The 18,801-nt window shown below is 45.5% G+C and carries 18 protein-coding genes; 15 read left to right on the top strand and 3 right to left on the bottom strand.

What is annotated here, in order from left to right; genetic code table 11:
- Positions 1 to 289 precede the first annotated feature (289 nt).
- A complete protein-coding gene (locus EO98_RS12655; RefSeq protein WP_048138221.1) occupies positions 290 to 1,018 on the bottom strand; it encodes a class I SAM-dependent methyltransferase in 729 nt (242 codons plus the stop codon).
- A gap of 359 nt (positions 1,019 to 1,377) precedes the next feature.
- On the opposite strand from EO98_RS12655, the gene EO98_RS18520 reads away from it, so the two are divergent.
- A complete protein-coding gene (locus EO98_RS18520) occupies positions 1,378 to 1,536 on the top strand; it encodes a hypothetical protein (RefSeq protein ID WP_156161131.1) in 159 nt (52 codons plus the stop codon).
- A 69-nt stretch (positions 1,537 to 1,605) separates the two neighbouring features.
- Entirely contained in the window at positions 1,606 to 2,739 is a 1,134-nt protein-coding gene (locus EO98_RS12650; protein ID WP_235283485.1) for a Glu/Leu/Phe/Val dehydrogenase, read from the top strand.
- Between the two features lie 90 nt (positions 2,740 to 2,829).
- On the opposite strand, the gene EO98_RS12645 is transcribed toward EO98_RS12650, so the two are convergent.
- Positions 2,830 to 4,197 carry an acetate--CoA ligase family protein gene (locus EO98_RS12645; protein ID WP_048138220.1) on the bottom strand — a complete coding sequence of 456 codons (1,368 nt, stop codon included), beginning with the start codon at positions 4,195 to 4,197 and terminating at the stop codon, positions 2,830 to 2,832.
- Positions 4,198 to 4,385: 188 nt separating this feature from the next.
- Positions 4,386 to 4,742: a helix-turn-helix domain-containing protein gene (locus EO98_RS12640; RefSeq protein ID WP_048135565.1), complete on the bottom strand. Its 357-nt coding sequence runs from the start codon at positions 4,740 to 4,742 to the stop codon at positions 4,386 to 4,388.
- Positions 4,743 to 4,974: 232 nt separating this feature from the next.
- Here EO98_RS12640 and EO98_RS12635 point away from each other — a divergent pair, with 232 nt between their 5' ends.
- The 13 genes from EO98_RS12635 to EO98_RS12575 all read left to right on the top strand — a co-directional run bounded on the left by EO98_RS12635 (position 4,975) and on the right by EO98_RS12575 (position 18,434).
- Positions 4,975 to 5,634 carry an NAD(P)/FAD-dependent oxidoreductase gene (locus EO98_RS12635; protein WP_048138218.1) on the top strand — a complete coding sequence of 220 codons (660 nt, stop codon included), beginning with the start codon at positions 4,975 to 4,977 and terminating at the stop codon, positions 5,632 to 5,634.
- 160 nt (positions 5,635 to 5,794) lie between these two features.
- Positions 5,795 to 6,133 (top strand): cupin domain-containing protein, encoded by a 339-nt coding sequence (locus EO98_RS12630; RefSeq protein ID WP_048138216.1) that lies wholly within the window; start codon positions 5,795 to 5,797, stop codon positions 6,131 to 6,133.
- A 69-nt stretch (positions 6,134 to 6,202) separates the two neighbouring features.
- A complete protein-coding gene (locus tag EO98_RS12625; protein WP_048138214.1) occupies positions 6,203 to 6,547 on the top strand; it encodes a CGGC domain-containing protein in 345 nt (114 codons plus the stop codon).
- Positions 6,548 to 6,745: 198 nt separating this feature from the next.
- Entirely contained in the window at positions 6,746 to 7,201 is a 456-nt protein-coding gene (locus EO98_RS12620) for a hypothetical protein (protein ID WP_048138211.1), read from the top strand.
- Between the two features lie 155 nt (positions 7,202 to 7,356).
- On the top strand, positions 7,357 to 7,725 hold the full coding sequence (locus EO98_RS12615) for an ATP-binding protein (protein WP_048138209.1): 369 nt from the start codon (positions 7,357 to 7,359) through the stop codon (positions 7,723 to 7,725).
- 322 nt (positions 7,726 to 8,047) lie between these two features.
- A complete protein-coding gene (locus tag EO98_RS12610) occupies positions 8,048 to 8,395 on the top strand; it encodes a carboxymuconolactone decarboxylase family protein (protein ID WP_048138208.1) in 348 nt (115 codons plus the stop codon).
- A 156-nt stretch (positions 8,396 to 8,551) separates the two neighbouring features.
- On the top strand, positions 8,552 to 9,370 hold the full coding sequence (locus EO98_RS12605; protein WP_048138206.1) for a TrmB family transcriptional regulator: 819 nt from the start codon (positions 8,552 to 8,554) through the stop codon (positions 9,368 to 9,370).
- Between the two features lie 324 nt (positions 9,371 to 9,694).
- Entirely contained in the window at positions 9,695 to 10,675 is a 981-nt protein-coding gene (locus tag EO98_RS12600) for a prephenate dehydratase (protein ID WP_048138204.1), read from the top strand.
- Positions 10,676 to 10,909: 234 nt separating this feature from the next.
- A complete protein-coding gene (locus EO98_RS12595; RefSeq protein ID WP_048138202.1) occupies positions 10,910 to 11,806 on the top strand; it encodes a hypothetical protein in 897 nt (298 codons plus the stop codon).
- 245 nt (positions 11,807 to 12,051) lie between these two features.
- The gene (locus EO98_RS12590; protein ID WP_048138200.1) at positions 12,052 to 13,026 is read left to right on the top strand and encodes a MoxR family ATPase; all 975 of its coding nucleotides are present in this window, start codon (positions 12,052 to 12,054) and stop codon (positions 13,024 to 13,026) included.
- A 162-nt stretch (positions 13,027 to 13,188) separates the two neighbouring features.
- Positions 13,189 to 14,070 carry a DUF58 domain-containing protein gene (locus EO98_RS12585; protein ID WP_048138198.1) on the top strand — a complete coding sequence of 294 codons (882 nt, stop codon included), beginning with the start codon at positions 13,189 to 13,191 and terminating at the stop codon, positions 14,068 to 14,070.
- Positions 14,071 to 14,073: 3 nt separating this feature from the next.
- The gene (locus EO98_RS12580) at positions 14,074 to 15,951 is read left to right on the top strand and encodes a VWA domain-containing protein (protein ID WP_048138196.1); all 1,878 of its coding nucleotides are present in this window, start codon (positions 14,074 to 14,076) and stop codon (positions 15,949 to 15,951) included.
- Positions 15,948 to 18,434: a vWA domain-containing protein gene (locus EO98_RS12575; protein ID WP_048138194.1), complete on the top strand. Its 2,487-nt coding sequence runs from the start codon at positions 15,948 to 15,950 to the stop codon at positions 18,432 to 18,434. Before EO98_RS12580 ends, EO98_RS12575 begins: the two co-directional genes overlap by 4 nt.
- Positions 18,435 to 18,801: the final 367 nt, after the last annotated feature.

Genomic DNA, 18,801 nt, shown 5'->3' with positions numbered 1-18,801 from the left:
TGTATAAGAGACAGGGTTTGTAGAAGTCCTGGCAGTCCCTGATTTATCTGCTTATTTTCCAGAGTACAACCTGAATTGCATTCTTATCCAGGGTACAAGGTTCATTATAGACTCCAGGACTTCTGCAATACCAAAAATAAACAAATTTTATTCAGGACTTAACTCCGATTTGGCACATTTCTTACAAAAAAGCGGAGTTAAGGTTATACTCAAAAAAAGTTATCCGTAAAATTGTAAACCAGAGCCTTGAGCCCTCCCCTAAAGTCTCAGTCATGGGACCCGGAAGGTCTTATGATATCTTCGATAATATCACATGATACCTGTACTCATAGTACATGGACTTTACATATTCCATTTTGAATCCATGCATATTGGCAATTTTTTCAATCAGGTAGGGGCTGTGAGCATCCCCAATTATATCTCCGGGGCGGTTTTTCAAAATACCCAACATGTTCCTTAAGCACCCCAGACCAACTTTGGACAAACTCTCCCATAATCTAAAGTTTTCTGAAAACCATCCGAGTTTCCATAAATTATACAGCCTGGGATCAATTATATCAAAAAATACTATTTTTCCTTCCTCATTGAGATATCCGGATGCGTTACGGATAAAAGCATCTATTTGCTCAGGTGTCAGATACTGGATCACTGCGGTTGCAGTAATTCGATCAAACGATAAGCTTAATTTATCCCAAACTGTGTCGTTATCTGCAAGGATTAAATCTACATTTTTGTATTTCTGCTGCCAGATTTTCTTTTCAGCTTCAAAAAGCATGGAGCTGGAAAAGTCAGCCCCTACTACTTTCTCATATTTTGGAATATAATATATCAGAAGTTCTCCTGCACCGCACCCAAAGTCGAGGAGAGTTTTACCTCCACCTAAATGATACAATTTTTCCTGAGCTTCTTTAGCAAGAAACTCTTCAGTTGAAAACCGGTGTCCACCTTTCTTTTTATCTGAAAAATACTCTTTCCAGGAAAATTCTGATTTATTTAATACTGTTTCCATGCTACCCATCCTGTTCTTTACCCATCTTTCCGATTTCTGGGTTCTATCCTGGAGAAAACACGAAAGTAAGGTTAAGGCTGGAAATGATTACAAACGAGTACTTTTTTAAGAGACTTACTCAGAAAAATATATTTGATACTATAAATCTCCTGGATTATTATATAGTTTTTGAAATAATTTTCCTAAAATAAATTACTGTCCTCTCTTTCATAGGCTTCCTGCATCCCGCTAATTACATCTGTGTGGGAACTTGCTGCCCCTTGCGCCCGGCTCCCTGTTTCCAGCTTTAAGAGCTATCACAGGCTTCTTTTCCATACATCTCTAAGAAACGTTGAGGAATCTGAACCCTTTTTTTGGAAATATGAAGAATGGATAAAAACGACAAAAAGATAGGAACTCAAAGTTTTGCAGCACAAAATTCTTTTTATCTGCTTTTTTCATGTATCTCAGGTGCTTCAGCTTTCACAAAAAAGTGCCCTCTTTTAGGGCGAAGGGGACATAAAACATTTCAAGGTGCAGGATCATAATTAATACAGTTCTGAAATTATCTGAAAATCATAAAATGAAACTCAGGTACAAAGAGGGGGATTAAGTTAATGGAGGACATGTTCAGATTTGCGGATGAGCTTGGGCCATTTAAGATCATTCATGTTTACGAACCGTCAGTTGACCTGAAAGCGATTCTTGTGGTGGACAACATCGCGCGGGGACCTGCTATTGGTGGGGTGAGGATGGCCCCTGATGTGAGTACTGAAGAATGTTTCAGGCTGGCAAGAGCCATGACCCTTAAGAATGCAGCTGCAGATTTGCCTTATGGAGGTGGGAAGATTGTCATGTACGGGGACCCGAAAATGCCTCTGGAAAAGAAAAGACAGATGCTGCGGGCTCTTGCCAGTGCCCTCAGATATACGGAGGAGTACATCTTCGCCCCTGATATGGGGACAGACGAGGTGTGCATGGCCTGCATAAAAGATGAGATCGGAAGGGTGGTAGGTCTTCCCTGCGAGGTGGGGGGCATCCCTCTTGATGAAGTAGGGGCCACAGGTTGGGGGGTTGCACAAGCTACCGAGGTAGCGCTGCAATACTGTGATTTCGAGCTGAAAGGGGCTCGCGTGGTTGTTCAGGGCTTTGGGGCAGTCGGAAAGCATACTGCTCGTTTCCTTACCCAGAGGGGAGCGGTTCTCGTAGGAGTCGCCGATTCCCGGGGCGCGGTCCACGATCCGGAAGGGCTTGATGTGGATACCCTGATCAGGCTTAAAAAAGAGGGGAAAAGTGTGCTTGATTATCCTGGCGGGAAAAAGCTTGACAGTGATGCAGTTATCGTCATTCCCTGCGACATATGGATCCCGGCAGCCCGTCCAGATGTGATCAACGAGAGTAACGTCCATCTTCTTAACACTAAACTGATTATTGAGGGAGCAAACATTCCGATCACAGAGGGGGCGGAAAAAATCCTCTATGAGGCGGGTATTCTTTACGTCCCGGATTTTATCGCAAACGCAGGCGGCGTGATCTGTGCGGCATCAGAGTATCAGGGAGCCACCCAGTGCACAGCTTTCGGGTCAATTGAAGAAAAGGTAAGAAACAACACGTTTCAGGTACTGGAAGCTGCAAAAACGAAAGGAATCCTGCCAAGGGAAGCTGCAGTCCAGCTTGCCGTAAAAAGAGTTAAGCGAGCCATGGGGTACAGGCGCTGGTCAATCTTTTCTTCGGCCCCGGGCTTTGTGTAACCTTTCTGTGATTCCCTAATTTCATCCATTTCTATTTTTTATTCCCGGCGATTCAGGGTTCTTCTGCACTCAAATCGAATTTCAGTTTGTTTACCTTTTTCCCCCACAAAGCACGGCTGCCGCCCGGACCACGCTTTCAGGGGTGAAAAAGACCGGCATTCCGGTGGCTGTAAAAGCTGAAGCCATTTCCCGGCTGAACTTTCCCCCCGGAGAGCTGATCAGGATAGGTTTCCCGCAGCTTTCAGCAAAATCCCTGATTTTTTCCGCAACTCCTTCGGTAAGAAGAGGCGGACCCCAGAGCAGGCTGACAATTGCAAGGTCATATTCTCCCGCGGGAGCTTCTTGCAGGGCAGCAATATAATGTTCATCCCGCACACTACCTGTCAGGTCTATAGGGTTTTTTACGGAAGCAAAAGCCGGAAGTTTTTCCTTCAGCTTTCTGACCGCAGCGGCGGAAAGTTCAGGGACTTTGAGCCCTGCTTCCTCACAGGAGTCGGCAATGGAAATGCCTATCCCTCCCCCGTCAGTTATTATCAGGACCCGTTTTCCTTCTACAGGGGAATACCTGTTGAGGACTTTGCAGGCATCTTTCAGCTCTTCGTAACTGGCGACCTCTATTATGCCCGTTTTCCTAAAAGCGGCTTCATAGGCTTCATACATCCCGCTAATGGCACCTGTATGGGAACTTGCTGCCCTTGCGCCCGGCTCCCGCTTTCCAACCTTGAGAGCCACCACAGGTTTCCTTTTTACACAACTTGAAGCAACTTCAAGGAATCTCCGCCCGTTTCCTACGGATTCAATGTAAAGGGCAACGGCCTTTGTGGCTTCGTCCTGTGCAAGAAATTCAAGGCAGTCGCTTTCGTCAACATCGACCTTGTTTCCATAGCTCACGACCCTTGCAACGCCTGCCCCCTCATTTGCCAGTTCGTCCATAATCATAGCGGCAAAAGATCCGCTTTGCGTAAGCACGGAAACCCCGTCTCTTACAGGTCTTTCTATTTTTTCCCGCTCTATAAAAAAGGTATCCACGTTTGAGATGGTGTCATATATTCCAAGGCAGTTGGGGCCCATAGCCCTGATACCTTTCTCTATTAAAAGAGCTCTAAGCTCGTCTTCCATTTTCTTTCCGTCGGCTCCCATTTCCCGAAAGCCGGAACTGACAATTATGGCTCCTTTTATGTTTTCCACAGGCCCTTTCAGAATTTCAAGAACAGCTTTAGCCGGGACTGCAAAAATAGCAATATCAATCCAGTCTTCAATCTCTCCGGGAGCCGAATAACATTTAAGCCCCTCAACTTCCCTGTAGCCAGGGTTTACAGGATAGATCTTTCCTTTAAAACCCATTTTCCTGAGGCTTTCCAGAACCGTATGGGAGAGTTTCTCAGGGTTCGGAGACGCTCCTATCAAGGCTATGCTCTCAGGCTTGAAGAAAAAATCGATAGATTCTTCGAGATTCATTACTGCCTCCGGGGTTATGCAGATTAATTGAGACCGTTTTTAATGCCTTGAGACTGTTTTTTATGCCCTTTTGCCTTTTCCCCTGCTTTATATAAGCTAGGACCCGTTAGTATAAAACAATTTCAATGCCGGGAAACCATAGTTTTCAGCCGTAATTTACAGTATTTTTTTGGGACTTCTTCGGGCGCTCAGTGGTCACAGTACATGCAGATGGCTTTCTCGCATTCTTCATTCTGGAATTTCCACTTTAGCCCCCAGCGTTTTATTGCCTGTATTATCTTTATAAAATCTATTCCGCTCTCAGTGAGGTAATACTCGGATCTTGGGGGATTTGTAGAGTCATCGACCTTTTTTGTGATCAGGCCTTCATTCTCAAGCTCTGTAAGCCTTTCCGAAAGGATCTTCGGGGTTATGTACCCCAGCTTTCTTTTCAGCTCGTTGAAACGTTTCTCTTTCTTTTCACCCTTGTGCAGTTCCAGGAGGATGTGGATTGTCCATCTTTTCCCGATGATGTTCATCGTCTTGTAGACGGTGCAGTCTTTCATAGTATAAACATAGAAACTGTCTGATATATAAATTAGTATATGTAATATACTGGTATCAAAAGGATACTATTATATAATTCAATATTATAAAAATACTTTTAAATGATATACCTCTGTACAATGTACAGTCCAAGCACAGTGTAATAAAATTACATGACATGTTATGCTGCTGCCTGGCAGTTTGAGCATGCTTTAAAACTCTAATAATAAAGATGAGGAGAAAGGATCAACCGTGAAAGACAATTTACCGGAAAAAGGTGCAATCGTTCAGAGAGACCGTGAGACATACGCAATAGCCCCCCACCTTCCAGGCGGACTCGTGGACCCGGCAACTCTCCGAAACATCGCTAACGTTGCAGAAAAGTATGGGGCAGCTGCCCTGAAGATGACCTCTGCCCAGAGAATTGCAATCGTGGGTCTGAAAGAAGAAGACCTTGATAATGTCTGGGCTGACCTTGGCATAAAACCCGGTGCAGCCATAGGGCTCTGCGTAAGAAGCGTTAAGTTCTGTCCGGGGACAACCTTCTGCAAGCAGGGTAAGCAGGACGCAGTGAGCCTGGGCCTCAAACTGGACGAGAAATATCATGGGATGCCCATGCCTTCAAAACTGAAAATGGGCGTTTGCGGATGCCCGAACTCATGCGCTGAGCCTGCTATCAAGGATATAGGGGTAATGGGCACGGCAAAAGGCTATAATCTTATGGTTGGAGGCTCTGCAGCTGCAACTCCCAGGCTTGCCGAGGTCGTGGCAAAGGCACTTTCTGAAGATGAGGTTCTCGATGCCGTGGACAGAATCATAACTTTCTACAAAAACTCCGGCACAAAAAAGAGGCTCGGAAAATTCATTGAGGACACGGGTCTTGAAGAGTTCAAAAAGCAGGTCGGGCTCTAAGCCCCCACTGCTGTATAGTTTCGGAGATGCCCTCCTTCAAGACTGATTGAGTAGATTGGTACTGATCAGGCATATATAAAAACAGAACAAAAACAGAACAAAAACAGAACAAAAACGCATGGCAAAAACGCAGAAGAATGGTCAAAAAGGGGAGAACGATATGAAAGTTGTTGAGATGAAATCTTCGCCGGAAAAGCCGAACCCTCATAACGTGAGCGTAAGGATGCTCTATGATACGGAAAATGCCCAGGCAGTACACATCGAACTCAAACCCGGGGAAGCCTTAAAAAAGCACGTCACCCCCACGGACGTCTTTTTCTACATTCTTGAAGGAAAAGGTGTCGTTGAAATCGGGGACGAACAGGAAGAAGTCAGCAGGGACATGTTAATCGAAAGTCCTGCAAAAATTCCACACCGCCTCCTGAACCCCGGAGACGGCATCTTCAGGGTGCTTGTTGTAAAAGCCCCAAGACAGAAAGAGTCTACCCGCCTGCTGTAAAACGTACAGCAAGTGTAAAAACGGTTATAACAATGGTTATAAAAACGGGTGTAAAAACAGGTGTCATACATGGACGAAAAAACAAAACCAACAAAAATCGCGGTCGTCCGCTGTGACATCGTTTCGGAAGCCTGTCCCGGAGTGGGCTGCTTCAAAGCTTTCAATGAGAGGAAGTCCCACTTTGAGGCATACGATGAAGAAGCGCAGATAATTGCTTTCTTTACGTGTGGAGGCTGCTCGGGCAGGAGGGTTTACCGCCTGCTAAATGCTTTGAAAAAGCATGACATCGATGTCGTACACCTCAGTTCCTGCATGCTCATGGAGGACAGCTATCCGAAATGCCCCAATATAGATACCATCAGAAAGACAATTCAGGATGCGGGTATAAAAGTGGTGGAAGGAACACACCACTGAAACCCCACTCATGCAAGCAAAACTCAGTGAACAAAATTTACTTCCGATTGGTAAAAAACAGCCTCCTGATGTAATAAAATATCAGGTTCTTTTCGAAAATACAGGTTGTGAATAATATAAGTTGAGAATACAAGTTGCAAGTTGAGAATACAAGTTGCAAGTTGAGAATACAAGTTGCAGATATACCAGGTTGATAAAATGGACTACGATACAACTCGGGACAAAAATGTAGACGAAAACGAATCCTATGAGGGCGCACATCCTGAGCTTCAGGACCTTCCTCTTCCTCAAACCGACAATATGCTATATTCTATTTTGAATTCTTTAAATCAGAACATCGCGAACTTTCATGCTTATCTAAAATTCAAGGACTATATCTCTGATGATACCTTAAATACAGAGCTCTTGAAAAGAAGCATGGTCATTCACAGGGATTTTTCTGCTCTTTTTTTGCACACTAAAGAAGAACTGGTGTTTATCTATCCGGAACTTCTGGAGAAAGCAGAAAAAATTCTATTCAAAGGCGAAGCAGGCACGGACTTCATAAAGTATACCTGTAAAATGAGCAAAATGATAACTGATTATAAAGCAGTGTTGTACAGGGAAGGTTATTTGCCGGATTTCAAATGGCAGTTCATGTTAGCAGATGTTTGATCTCTTCGGTAAATCAGATACTTCGATAAATCAGATACTTCGATAAATCAGATACTTCGATAAATCAGATACTTCGATAAATCAGATACTTCGATAAATCAAATAATATCTCTTCATAAAAGGAATTGATCTAAAGGGAAAGGGGGTTAATCTTCATGGTAAAACGAACAATTATAAAAATTGACGAGGAAAAATGCACAGGCTGCGGAAAATGTGTTGCACCCTGCGCTGAAGGTGCTATTCAAATCATAAACGGGAAAGCAAAAGTCGTATCCGAAGAACTTTGCGATGGCATGGGCTTCTGTATCGGGGTCTGTCCCGAAGGCGCCCTCTCTATCGAAGAAAGGTACACAGTTGAATTTAACAGGGAAAAAGCTGAAGCCCAGCCGAAAAAGAAAGACATCTCAATCCGCTGTTTCGAATGCGGAGCCGGAGAGGACACCCATTACCTCATGCCCCTCAGGCACAACATGGAAAGTATCTGGGTCTGCACTCGTTGCCTTCCCAGGCTGATTCACGGTTGATCCATTAAATCTCTTTACTCAAAAATAGTCCGCTTGAGCGAGCTGAGCTCACTGCTAAAACCCATAGATTAGCCCTCTTGAGCGCAGCGAAAAGGGCAGCGTACTGCAGAGTCGCAACTCTGCTGAAACGGACCTCGTGCTGTTGCGATTACATCGCAACTCCCAGAAAATCTCCGATTTTCTGTGATCCCTACACGAAACTCGGGCGGTGGATCCACTTTTAATTCCTTTATTATTCCCATATAGTGTACATCCCAAGCTTTAATATTAATAATATCCAATTTACTAAATAATAACCATACCAAAACTGGGGGTTCATTATATGGGAGAACATGAAAAGTTAATTGAAGACATGAGTGAGAAACTGGGTTTTACCCCGGAGATCCTGAAAACCCTGGGGGAGCTGGACCCGGAGTTCCTGCACAAATACAAAAGATGTGACCATAAACTGCTGTCCGACGGAGCCCTGCCTGCAAAGGTCAAGATTATGATAGCTCTTGCAGTCGTTGCATCCAAGCAGTGCGAAAGGTGTACTGTTGTACAGATGCAGAGTGCCCTCAAGAACGGCGCTACCAAAGAGGAAATAATGGAAGTTATGGATGTCATATTCATAACCTCAGGCGCGCCTGCCGTAGCAGCTTGCAGAGATGCACTGAAATTACTCAAATAAAATTGAAATATAAGTTGAAATCATTTCAGACCGGGATTATTTTTTCTGGTGTCCGAAACCAGAAACTGTTTTCGCATCAGATGTCGGTATTTTTCGGCATCTTATGCACAGGTCTTTTTTCGAAACTGTTTTAAGATATTAAACCCCAATTCCTGTATGCAAAATGAAAAGCTTCTTCAGGACATCGGCCTGAATGCCTATGAAGCAGCTGCCTATCTTTCTTTGTTGAAACTGGGCGTTTCCGAAGCAAGAGCCATCTACAGGGATTCGGAAGTGCCCTATGGAAAGATCTATACAGTCCTTGAAGCTCTGGCAGGAAAGGGGTTTGTGGAAGTCCAGGCCTCAAGGCCCAAAAAGTTTCGGGCGGTTGACCCTGAGCTTGCTCTTGATGTTTTTTTTGAGAAGCGAAAAAGCGAAATTGAAAAAGAAATAGCGGTTTTGAAAGGGACTGTTGAAGAGGCAAAGCAGGCCCTGAAAGCTGTCCAGGTCCAGAAGCGAAAAGATGAGGTCTTCTGGACAACAGCCATCACCGAATCCGAAATCAAAAAATTTGCCACTTCCATATATGGAGAAGTAAAAATATCTATCTGTGTCATTCCTCCCATTTTCGGGATGCCTGTCATTGCCTGCCTGATTCCTGAAATCACAAGGGCCATTGACAGGGGAGTTAAAATCAGGCTGATGGTTTCTCCGCGTTTCAGGGCTCTTACCTCTCTCCTTTCCAGGCAGGAGGGTGAAACCCTTGGAAAACTTAAAAAAGGCCTGGACGTCAGGCTCTTCCAGACTTTTAATTCCTGTTTTGGAGTCGTTGATGACAGCATTGTCATCCTTTTTCAACCCCACCCGAAAGACAGGGACCGGGTCCTTTCGGTTGTGAAAATCCGGGACATCGGGCTTGCAAAAAATCTCAAAGAGGAGTTTGAAATTCTGTGGAATGAAGGAGAGAAGCTTGACCTTCAAGAAGAACTAGGCTGAACAGACAACCCGGGAAAAAAGGACTCTGAAAACTAAAAAACTCAGGTCTTTCAGACTGATCTTTCTTTACCTGCTCCTCAATACCTTTCCCTCTCGCCTTCATCCATATTTCATTTGTGTGATTTTCACCCATCAGGACAAAGTCCTCTTGAGCGCAGCGAAAAGGACCGCGTACTGTTGCGATTACATCGCAACTCCCAGGAAATCTTCGATTTCCTGTGATCCCAAAGCGCAATTCGGGCGGCGCAACTCTGCTGGTTCAACTAAGATGATTCAACATCGCCATCAAAAATTATTATTACCATTCCCCCAATTAACCTTCAGATGATTATAGGTGTAATGGGGCCCGAAGGCTCGTATTCTGAAAGGGCTGCAAAATTGTGGGCTCTGAAAAATAGCCTGATGGATGCAGAGTTTCGGTACTTCGCAGACATCGAGGATGCGTTTCTGGCTGCAGTTGAAGGAAAAGCAGACATCTCCGTAGTCCCTGTAGAAAACTCCATCGAAGGTTCCGTAGGAGTCACCCTCGATCTCCTCCTTGAAAACGAGGCTGTTATAATTGGGGAAATAGTTGTCAAAATCGAGCATTGTCTGCTCTCCAAAGGCGGGCCTGAGAAGATCAGGGTCATTCTTTCCCATCCCCAGGGGCTCGCACAGTGCAGGCATTTCCTGAAGAAGCATTTTCCTGAAGCGGAACTCAGGAGCACGGGCAGCACTTCCCATGCAGCCAGGCTGGCAGGGGAGTTTGAGGAAATGGCAGCAATAGCATCCCCTGAGGCTGCAGAGCGGTACGGGCTGAAAATTCTGCTCTCAAATATCCAGGACAGAAAGGAAAACCACACCCGTTTTATTGTTATCCGGGCTGAAAAAAAGATTTCATTGAATCAGACCCTGGGGGCTGCAGGCGTTGATGCAGGTGTTGAAGAGGAATTGATCCCGGAGCCCTGCCGAAATGCAGAGCATGAGCTCCATGCTGAACACGAAAACGGGAGAGAAAAGGTCAGCCTTTCGACCTGCAAAACATCTCTTATCGTATACCTGGAAAAAGACCGGCCTGGGGCATTATACGAACTCCTTGGGGCTTTTGCAAAAAGAGGAATTAACCTTACAAAAATCGAGTCAAGACCCTCAAAAAAGGAGCTCGGAGACTATTACTTCTACATCGATTTTGAAGGGCATACAAGCGATGCACTTATAAAAGATGCCTTTGAAGATATAAAATCAAAAGCTGGTACAAAGTCAAAAACTAAAACTAATACATTAAAAGTACTGGGTTCTTATCCAGCCTTCAAGATTTCCAAATAATCAGGGACCTTCAGGTTCAAAAAAGAAACCTGATACGGGTATAAACATGGATATATAATACGGAAGGCACTTACGGAAGGAACTTGCAGGTGGAACGTGTACCTTTATATAATACCTTTATATAGTATATTTCTGTAATATCTTTCTATAGTATATTACTATGTCTTTGTGCCTCTTTATATACTACTCTTAAATATAATAACACCGGGGTCTCCGGTTGCAGAAGGGAGCGAGATGGCTCTAGAGATTGAAAATATCATCAACAAACACGAATCGGCTCTGAAGAAATATAGAGGATTCTATGTTTTCGCAGACCTTCTTGCAACGTTTCTGGTTCTCTATGCCCTTTTTGTTCTCTTTAACATCAGGGATATTTTTCTAATGATTGACACATTCGAACCCTATACCGGTACAAAATACAGTATTCCTGGTTCTGAAATTGTCTTTGAGACCCTGGGACTGATTATTCTTGCCTTTACCTTCTCTCTTATACTCACAGCATTCAGGTATTACAGGGCTAAAAAGAAAGATGCGATTTCCCTTATTGAAGAAAAATACCCTGTACTCAGGGAGAGGATGAGGACCGCCTATGACAACCGGGATACGGATAACATTATTGTCCGTGACCTTATAGGCGGCGTCATAATCGATTCGAAGCCTGTGAAGTCCTCTGTCTTCCTTAACAGAAAAAAGCTTGCAAAGGATCTCCTGATAACTGTGTTTGCTGTCACGGTTCTGGCATACGTTGCCAATACCGGATATCAACCACCTATCGGCCCCCTCGACCTGGAGGAAGTAATCGAAACTATTCCCTTCCCGGGTTCGGATTCGAATCTTATTTCCGTAGAGGAAAATGGTGGGACTTCAGGAGACCCGCAGAACAATGAAGGACTTTTTGGAGAACCTGCCGTTATCATAATTGAGGGCAAGGAAGTAGACTTAAAGATACCTCCGGGTGGAGGGGAGGGCTTTACGATCCAGGAGGACGGAGAACAGAGAGACAACGAATCCTTTATTCAGTCGGATGTCTACAACCCGGAAGCCGTTGCTTCTCAGGCTTACTACGAGAACCTTCCTGAAGGGTACAGGAGTGTTATCCAGAGTTACTTTGAACAACTTGCAGAAGAATGATATAATAAATTTATATTAAGTCAAATTTACCTGTATTCAGTTTGATCGAGAATTATTGAAAAACAGCTATTGGAAAGCAGTTTTTGAATAACAGGCTGTGTTTTGAATAACAGGCTGAGACTGACAGGCTGTATTTGGAGTAACAGGCTGTTTTTGAATGGCATTCTGTTGCAGGAACGGATAAGGTTCAGCAGGAGCGGGCCTCGGGACCCGCGAAAAACAGCAGTTTAAAGGGTGAAGCAGATATGAATGAGAATAATATCGATTCAGGGCAGGCCTCCGCGACCTACCAGAACGCAGGCAGGATTTTTAAAAATTTCTTTGAAGAGATAGGGACTGTCATAGTGGGTCAGGACAGGGTAGTGGAACAGATTATAATCTCAATCCTCTGTGAAGGACATGCCCTTGTGGAAAGCAATCCCGGACTTGGAAAAACCCTGATGATCTCTACGATTGCAAAGGCAATGAACCTGAAGTTCAGCAGAATTCAGTGTACCCCTGACCTGATGCCTTCTGATATCACAGGGACCAATATGATTGAGGAGAAAGATAATAAAAAAGAATTCAGGTTTGAACCCGGACCTGTCTTTGCAAACATCGTGCTTGCAGACGAGGTTAACCGTGCTTCCCCGAAAACCCAGTCAGCCCTGCTCGAAGCCATGCAGGAAAAACAGGTAACAGTCGGGAACGATACCTTCCTTCTTGACCGCCCCTTCTTTATCCTTGCCACCCAGAACCCCATAGAAATGGAGGGCACATACCCCCTTCCCGAAGCCCAGTTAGACCGCTTTCTCTTAAAGATCCTTGTAGACTATCCCACCTTTGAAGAGGAAATGGAGATCATAAACCGTTATACGAAATCCGAAACCCCTAAGATCACCAGGGGCCTGGACAAGTCTACACTTCTCGAATTGCAGAAGCTTACCCGGCAGATTCCTATCTCCGAAGAACTCAAGCAGCGCGTCCTTTCTATTGTGTCAATGACCCGCAAAGACAAAGAGCACATCGAGTACGGGGCTTCTCCCCGTGCATCCATTGGCATGATCCTTGCAGCAAAGGCAAGAGCCCTGATACAGGGCAGAAACTTCGTGAGCAAAGAGGATATTGATTACATGGCTTACCCTGTTCTCCGCCACAGGCTGATCCTTACCTTCGAAGCCGAAAGAAGCGGGATGACCCCTGATGAAGCCATTGAGGAAATTCTCAAGAAAGTTAAATGAAACTTAAATGAAATAGTAAGCCGATCAGATAAATGAACTCTTACGAACCTGTAATTGAGCAGGTTCGTGAGACTCGAATTGCATAAAATGTAAAACAAAGTTAAAACCCCCAGGGGTTTTCCAGGTCCGGGCAGAACCGGGCTTTTCGGTTGACGATCCAGAATGACTCGCACAAAACAAAAAATCGAAACGGATTTTTTCAGGCAGCTTGACAGCTTTACCTTTTCGGTCCGGAAGAGAGTATCGACGGTCTATGCCGGAAACCGCCCCTCAACCCGAAGCGGACACGGCATCGATACTATAGGGTTCAGGGAGTATGACTCCAGCGACGCTTTGAAAGATATAGACTGGAAGGCTTATGCGAGGACTGAAAAGCTCTATGTGCGGCAGTTTGAGGAAGAAAAGACCCTTACTACTCATATCCTTCTGGACGCCAGCAAAAGCATGGACTATCCTGAAAAGGGGATCTCGAAGTTCGAGTATTCCGCCATGCTTGCTGCAGGTTTTGCTTACATGGTAACCAAATATAATGATAGGTTTGCCATATCCACTTTTACGGACGAAATTGATATCAATAAACCCCGCAGGGGCAAGAAGAACCTCATGCGGACAATCGACCGGCTTAGCGAACTTGAACTTTCGGGCGGGACCTCCATTAGTGAAGCCGTTATGAAATACAGCAGGGAGATCAAGTCCAGATCCCTTGTAATCCTGATTTCGGACTTCATGCAGGACCCGGAGGCAATAGAAACAGCTCTGTACAGGCTCTCCGACCACGACCTTATCGTTATACAGGTGCTTGATCCCACGGAAAAAGAACTTCCTCTTCAGGGAAACAGCAAGCTTGTAGACCTTGAAACAGGTGAAGAGATAAGGACATATATCAGTGAAAAGTTCAAGGAACGCTATACCCGAAAGCTGGACGACCACACTGCAAGGATTAAAAAAACCTGCATGAAGGTCGGAGCCGAGTTCCACACCTATACAACCGACACTCCTATCTTTGATGCTTTCTACCATACGATCAGGAGAAGGAGACGCTAAAAAATGCCGTTTCAAACCCCCCTTGCTCTTGCTGCCCTCCTGAGTGTCATCCCACTTATAATCATTTACATGCTCCGCCCAAAGCCAGCGGTGCTTTCGATTCCCTCCTTAATGTTTATCCTCAAGCTTGAAAGGGAACGAAAAAAGGTTTATGCCTCAATCACGAAAATCGTGCAGGACCCGCTTTTCCTGATTCAACTCCTTATGCTGATACTTCTTTCCATTGGTGCTGCGGGCTATTATTACACTTCAAATGAGCCCCTTAGCGGAGAGCATACGGTGATCATCCTTGATACTTCGGCAAGCATGCAGGTCGAGTCTCGTTTTGAAGACGCGGTTGGAATTGCCGACGGTTATGTGAGCAAGAAAAACAGCATAATCCTTGCTTCCAATATTCCCCTGCTCGCCCTTGAAGGCGGGAGCGCTTCGGCTGCCGGGGATATATTCAATAAGGTCAAGCCCGGAGCCGGCACCGCCGACCTGTCTGCAGCCATTACTACAGGCATGCGCCTTCTATCAAAAGAAGGGGGCAGGATCATTGTCATTTCAGACTTTACAAACTGGGGTGGAGATGACCCCGTAGCTTCCAAGAACCTGGCCGAATCCTACGGGCTTGAGGTCAATTTCGTAAAGGTCGGAAAGCCTGCAGACAACATAGGAATCATTAATGGCTGGATTGAAGCCATGGATGGGGAATACGGCTACACCGGTGTGGTCAAAAACTACAAAGGCGAGAGTGAAACCGTTAAAATAGAGGCCGGAAGAGGAACTTCGGGAAATGTTTCAAAGTCTTTTACTCTTGATGTCCCTGCAGGCGGCACAAACCAGTTCACACTTGCAAACCTGGGGCCCGGACTCACCACAATAAGCCTCAATGTTAAAGATGACCTGTCTGTTGACAACAAAGCTTACATCTCCATTCCGGATACCTCCGGGCAGCAGATCCTCTATGTCACAGATAACGGGAAACTGCCTTCAAAAACCGCACTTTCCCTACTTCCAAATAGCGACCTGAAAATCCAGAAATCCGTGCCTTCTTCCCTTGATAATTACTCCCTTGTAGTGCTTGCCCAGAAAGAAGCCCCGATTGCCAACGGCTCGGTGGACATTATCGAAAATTACGTGCGGAACGGAGGGAATGCGGTTTTCATTGCAAGCGAAGCCCTTGCCCCTGAGAAAACCGAGGTTGGCCTTGTTAAGCTCCTGCCTGTGAAACCTATCGGAGTTGAGGAAGCAGAAAACGGGCTTGAGGTTGAAGAAACCCTTAAGAGCAGCATTACACAGGATCTAAACCCCGAAGAAATCTCGGTCCGCAAATACATGAATGCAACTGAGAGGACAGGTTCTACAACGCTTGTAGCCACGGAGAACGGTATTCCTGTGCTGAGCTACTGGCAGGTAGGTAAAGGAACTATCTTCTATATGGGGCTTAGTGACGAGCTCGGGGATGGAGCCTGGAACAATTTCCATAACCTGCCTGAGTATCCTGTGTTCTGGATAAAGCTGGTTGAGTGGCTTGGCGGCACAGGGGAAATTTCAGAATACAACCTTGAAACCGGCACCGTGACCTCCCTTTCAAAGACCGGGGAAATCCGCACGCCTTCAAAGACCCTGACAGCAAACCGTTTGCTCTTTGATGAGGTGGGGATATACGAGATTTCGGACAAGAAGATTGCAGTCAACCTCTATGATGACCGGGAATCAAATACTACAGTAGACGCCTCGGAACTTATCAGTCGGGCAGTTGCAAAAGATGAGACCAGGCTCGTCCGGGCTGACACCTATATTGCAAAAAACGATATTACCAATTATCTTATAGGAGTCCTGTTCCTGCTTATGCTGCTTGAAATCCTGATCATCCGTGGGAGGGGTGAACTGTGAACGTAGCCCTTGAGAGCCCCGAGATGCTCTTACTTATAATTCCCGTGATTGTTGCGGGTTTCTATCTCCTGCGGAAGACAAAAACAAAACTTGTGGAATGGAGAATGCTTGTTGCCCTTCTCCTTGTCCTGGCCCTGGCTGCACCCTATACAACGGTTACCCAGACTATCAGTGAAGAAGACCCTTCACTTGTGTTTGTTCAGGACCAGACAGCAAGTATGGGCATTTTCCCTGAAGAAACAGGTACCGGCCTGTATGAAGCCCTTACGGCAAATACCCCTACCACCCTGGTGCAGCTAACCGGGGATAAGACCTCTCTCGGGGATGCTGTGACCCAGTACTCCGGGCTTGGCAACCAGATTGTTCTTGTTACCGATGGAAATAATAACGCAGGAAAGGACCTTTCGGATGCTCTGATATTTGCAAAGGACGCAGACACTCCAGTCTATCTTGTCCAGCCCGAGCTTGAGACAAATGACCTCAGCGTCGAGGTGCTCGGGGACAAAACAGTTGTTGTCAACAATCAGAACGAGTTTGAGATAGTTGTCCGCCAGGCTTCAGAACAGAGTGTCAGTTATTTCCTTGAAATTTTTGTGGATGAAGCGCTTATCCAGAGCAGGACGTTTACACAGAATGCCCGGAATAATACGATTCCAATTAATCAGGCTTTTACCACTCTCGGTGCCCATAATATAAGGGTAAAGATCAGTGATGTGTCCGGAGGGGATTTAAACGAGGTTAACAACGAGTTCTACAAGTCCCTTTATGTAATTCCCAAACCAAAACTCACGCTTATTACCGGTGAGACCGGCTCTCCTCTCGCCAGTGTTCTGAGCAACCTTTACGAAGTTTCGGTTGTAAATGGTTATCCCGGAGCAGGGAATATTACAGACAGTAAGGTCCTTGTGCTTGACAACCAGTTCATAGACACTTTTTCCGAGGCTGAGATAAAGGAAATCAAAAATTATGTCAGCAACGGGGGCGGGCTTATTGTTGTCGGAGGAGATAAGGCTTATAATTACGGAAAATACCTTAATTCTTCCCTCGAGGAAGTCCTGCCTGTATTATCAAAACCTTCCGAGTTTAAAGGAGGGAGAAACCTGGTCCTGATTCTCGATGTCTCTCCAAGTACAGCTGCCCACGGTACTCAGGGAGATATCCTGTCAAATGCCATCTATATCCTCAGGAATGAAAACCTGAAAGATGCAAATGTTGGCGTTATAGCATTCGGGAGCGTGGGATACGATGTTTCCGGTGGGTTTGTGTTCATGGGGCTTCCGCAGAACCTTGCCCTTCTGGAAGATAAAATCTCGCAGCTGACCCCCAGTGATCAGACTGAGACCTCTTTGGATCAGGGGCTTGATGTCACAAAAGATATGCTTGAAGGCGAGGACGGCGAGCTTGATGCTATTATAATCTCTGACGGAGGGATTGAGGACTCGTATGACCAGAGCCTTCAGACTGCACGAGAGCTGAAGGATATGGGTGTAAACCTTTACTTTATCCATATCCGCTCTACTGCTCCCTCTCAGACTGACAAGACCAGAAACTTCTATGCTGAGAAGCTAATGCAGGACCTGGGGCTTGAAAATAACTATAAACATATCGAAATGGGTGAGAGGGCAAATATAGGGTTTGAAGATCTCGACATGACTCCTGAGGACGAAACTAAAAGCGAGGAGCTTGATTCCTATCTGCTTCTTGAGTACTCTCCGGATCATTTCATTACGAAGGGTGTGAACCTCACTAACGCCAGTATCACAGGATATAATCAGGTTACGCCAAAAGCAGGGGCTGAACGCCTTGTCATTACGGTTACGGGGCAGCCTGTGCTCACCACATGGCGCTTCGGGCTCGGACGTGTTGCAGCCTTTACCACAGATAATGGAGGAAGCGAAGCTACTCGCTGGTCTTCTGTTCTTTACAACGGATCAAACAGCAGACTTATTTCAGGTATGGCTAATTGGGCAATCGGGAACCCTCAGGCCGAAGAAGGAGCTGTCGTTGAAGCTCCTGATACCTGGCTGGGCACTCCTTCCGACCTCACCCTGATAATGTACGATGAAGGAGTCCCGCAGCTTAAACTGGACGGAGCTTCGCTTGATCTTGCTCTTACAGGCAGGAATACCTACGAGGCAAGCATAAACCCGGTAAATGTCGGGATTCACGACATTTCAGGCTACCCGCTTGCGGTAAACTACCCGCGTGAGTACCTTGAGGTCGGGCTCAATAAAGATATCGAGCCACTCATCCTTGCAACCGGAGGGAAGATTTATACTGAAAAGGAAGCAAGAGCCCTTCTCCTGAAGGATGCGAGGCAGAACTCCGAAAGGGAGTCAAACGAGCCCGTGAGCCTGAAAGTGTATGTGCTTCTTGCAGCCCTTGTCCTTTACCTTGGAGAAATCCTGGTCCGGCGCATAAGGGAGATGAGAAGGCTTAAACAAGCCCAGGGTGAAGCCGAAAAGGAAGAGGCCGCAGCGTAAGTCTCTTCTTTTCTCACCTTTCTTTTTTTATTACTTTGCGTTTTTTTCTTTATTTCTGGGAGTGTTCCTTTACACTGCAATATTTTTTGAGTGAAAAATAAACGTTCAGCTGGTTCAATACTGTGAACTATGAGCTTTGACCCGTAAAACATACTCCCTATCTTTCATCCTTCTCTTCCCGCCCGCCTGTAGCGGTGTCATTCGCGAAACGTATCTAAAACGAATTATGCGTAAACTAAACGTGTGCCCTGCTTTCGGCAGGTAAATTGTTTTTTTCGCAATATTTTTACTGATGGCGTTTTTGCTGGAAAACACATTATCCTTGATACTAAACATTATTGCAAAAACGGCTCATTGTTTATATATG

The sequence above is a fragment of the Methanosarcina sp. 2.H.T.1A.6 genome (assembly GCF_000979455.1).
In the GTDB taxonomy this organism is placed as follows: Archaea; Halobacteriota; Methanosarcinia; order Methanosarcinales; family Methanosarcinaceae; genus Methanosarcina.
The sequence above is the reverse complement of the archived record's forward strand: the minus strand, read 5'-3'. Positions and strand labels throughout refer to the sequence as shown.

What these genes read in the sequence shown, in the direction of transcription:
- EO98_RS12655 (WP_048138221.1), bottom strand. Translation starts at nt 1,018, where the DNA reads ATGGGTAGCATGGAAACAGTATTAAATAAATCAGAATTTTCCTGGAAA.
- EO98_RS18520 (WP_156161131.1), top strand. Translation starts at nt 1,378, where the DNA reads ATGGATAAAAACGACAAAAAGATAGGAACTCAAAGTTTTGCAGCACAA.
- EO98_RS12650 (WP_235283485.1), top strand. Translation starts at nt 1,606, where the DNA reads ATGGAGGACATGTTCAGATTTGCGGATGAGCTTGGGCCATTTAAGATC.
- EO98_RS12645 (WP_048138220.1), bottom strand. Translation starts at nt 4,197, where the DNA reads ATGAATCTCGAAGAATCTATCGATTTTTTCTTCAAGCCTGAGAGCATA.
- EO98_RS12640 (WP_048135565.1), bottom strand. Translation starts at nt 4,742, where the DNA reads ATGAAAGACTGCACCGTCTACAAGACGATGAACATCATCGGGAAAAGA.
- EO98_RS12630 (WP_048138216.1), top strand. Translation starts at nt 5,795, where the DNA reads ATGAAAGTTGTTGAGATGAAATCTTCGCCGGAAAAGCCGAACCCTCAT.
- EO98_RS12625 (WP_048138214.1), top strand. Translation starts at nt 6,203, where the DNA reads ATGGACGAAAAAACAAAACCAACAAAAATCGCGGTCGTCCGCTGTGAC.
- EO98_RS12620 (WP_048138211.1), top strand. Translation starts at nt 6,746, where the DNA reads ATGGACTACGATACAACTCGGGACAAAAATGTAGACGAAAACGAATCC.
- EO98_RS12615 (WP_048138209.1), top strand. Translation starts at nt 7,357, where the DNA reads ATGGTAAAACGAACAATTATAAAAATTGACGAGGAAAAATGCACAGGC.
- EO98_RS12610 (WP_048138208.1), top strand. Translation starts at nt 8,048, where the DNA reads ATGGGAGAACATGAAAAGTTAATTGAAGACATGAGTGAGAAACTGGGT.
- EO98_RS12605 (WP_048138206.1), top strand. Translation starts at nt 8,552, where the DNA reads ATGCAAAATGAAAAGCTTCTTCAGGACATCGGCCTGAATGCCTATGAA.
- EO98_RS12600 (WP_048138204.1), top strand. Translation starts at nt 9,695, where the DNA reads ATGATTATAGGTGTAATGGGGCCCGAAGGCTCGTATTCTGAAAGGGCT.
- EO98_RS12595 (WP_048138202.1), top strand. Translation starts at nt 10,910, where the DNA reads ATGGCTCTAGAGATTGAAAATATCATCAACAAACACGAATCGGCTCTG.
- EO98_RS12590 (WP_048138200.1), top strand. Translation starts at nt 12,052, where the DNA reads ATGAATGAGAATAATATCGATTCAGGGCAGGCCTCCGCGACCTACCAG.
- EO98_RS12585 (WP_048138198.1), top strand. Translation starts at nt 13,189, where the DNA reads ATGACTCGCACAAAACAAAAAATCGAAACGGATTTTTTCAGGCAGCTT.
- EO98_RS12580 (WP_048138196.1), top strand. Translation starts at nt 14,074, where the DNA reads ATGCCGTTTCAAACCCCCCTTGCTCTTGCTGCCCTCCTGAGTGTCATC.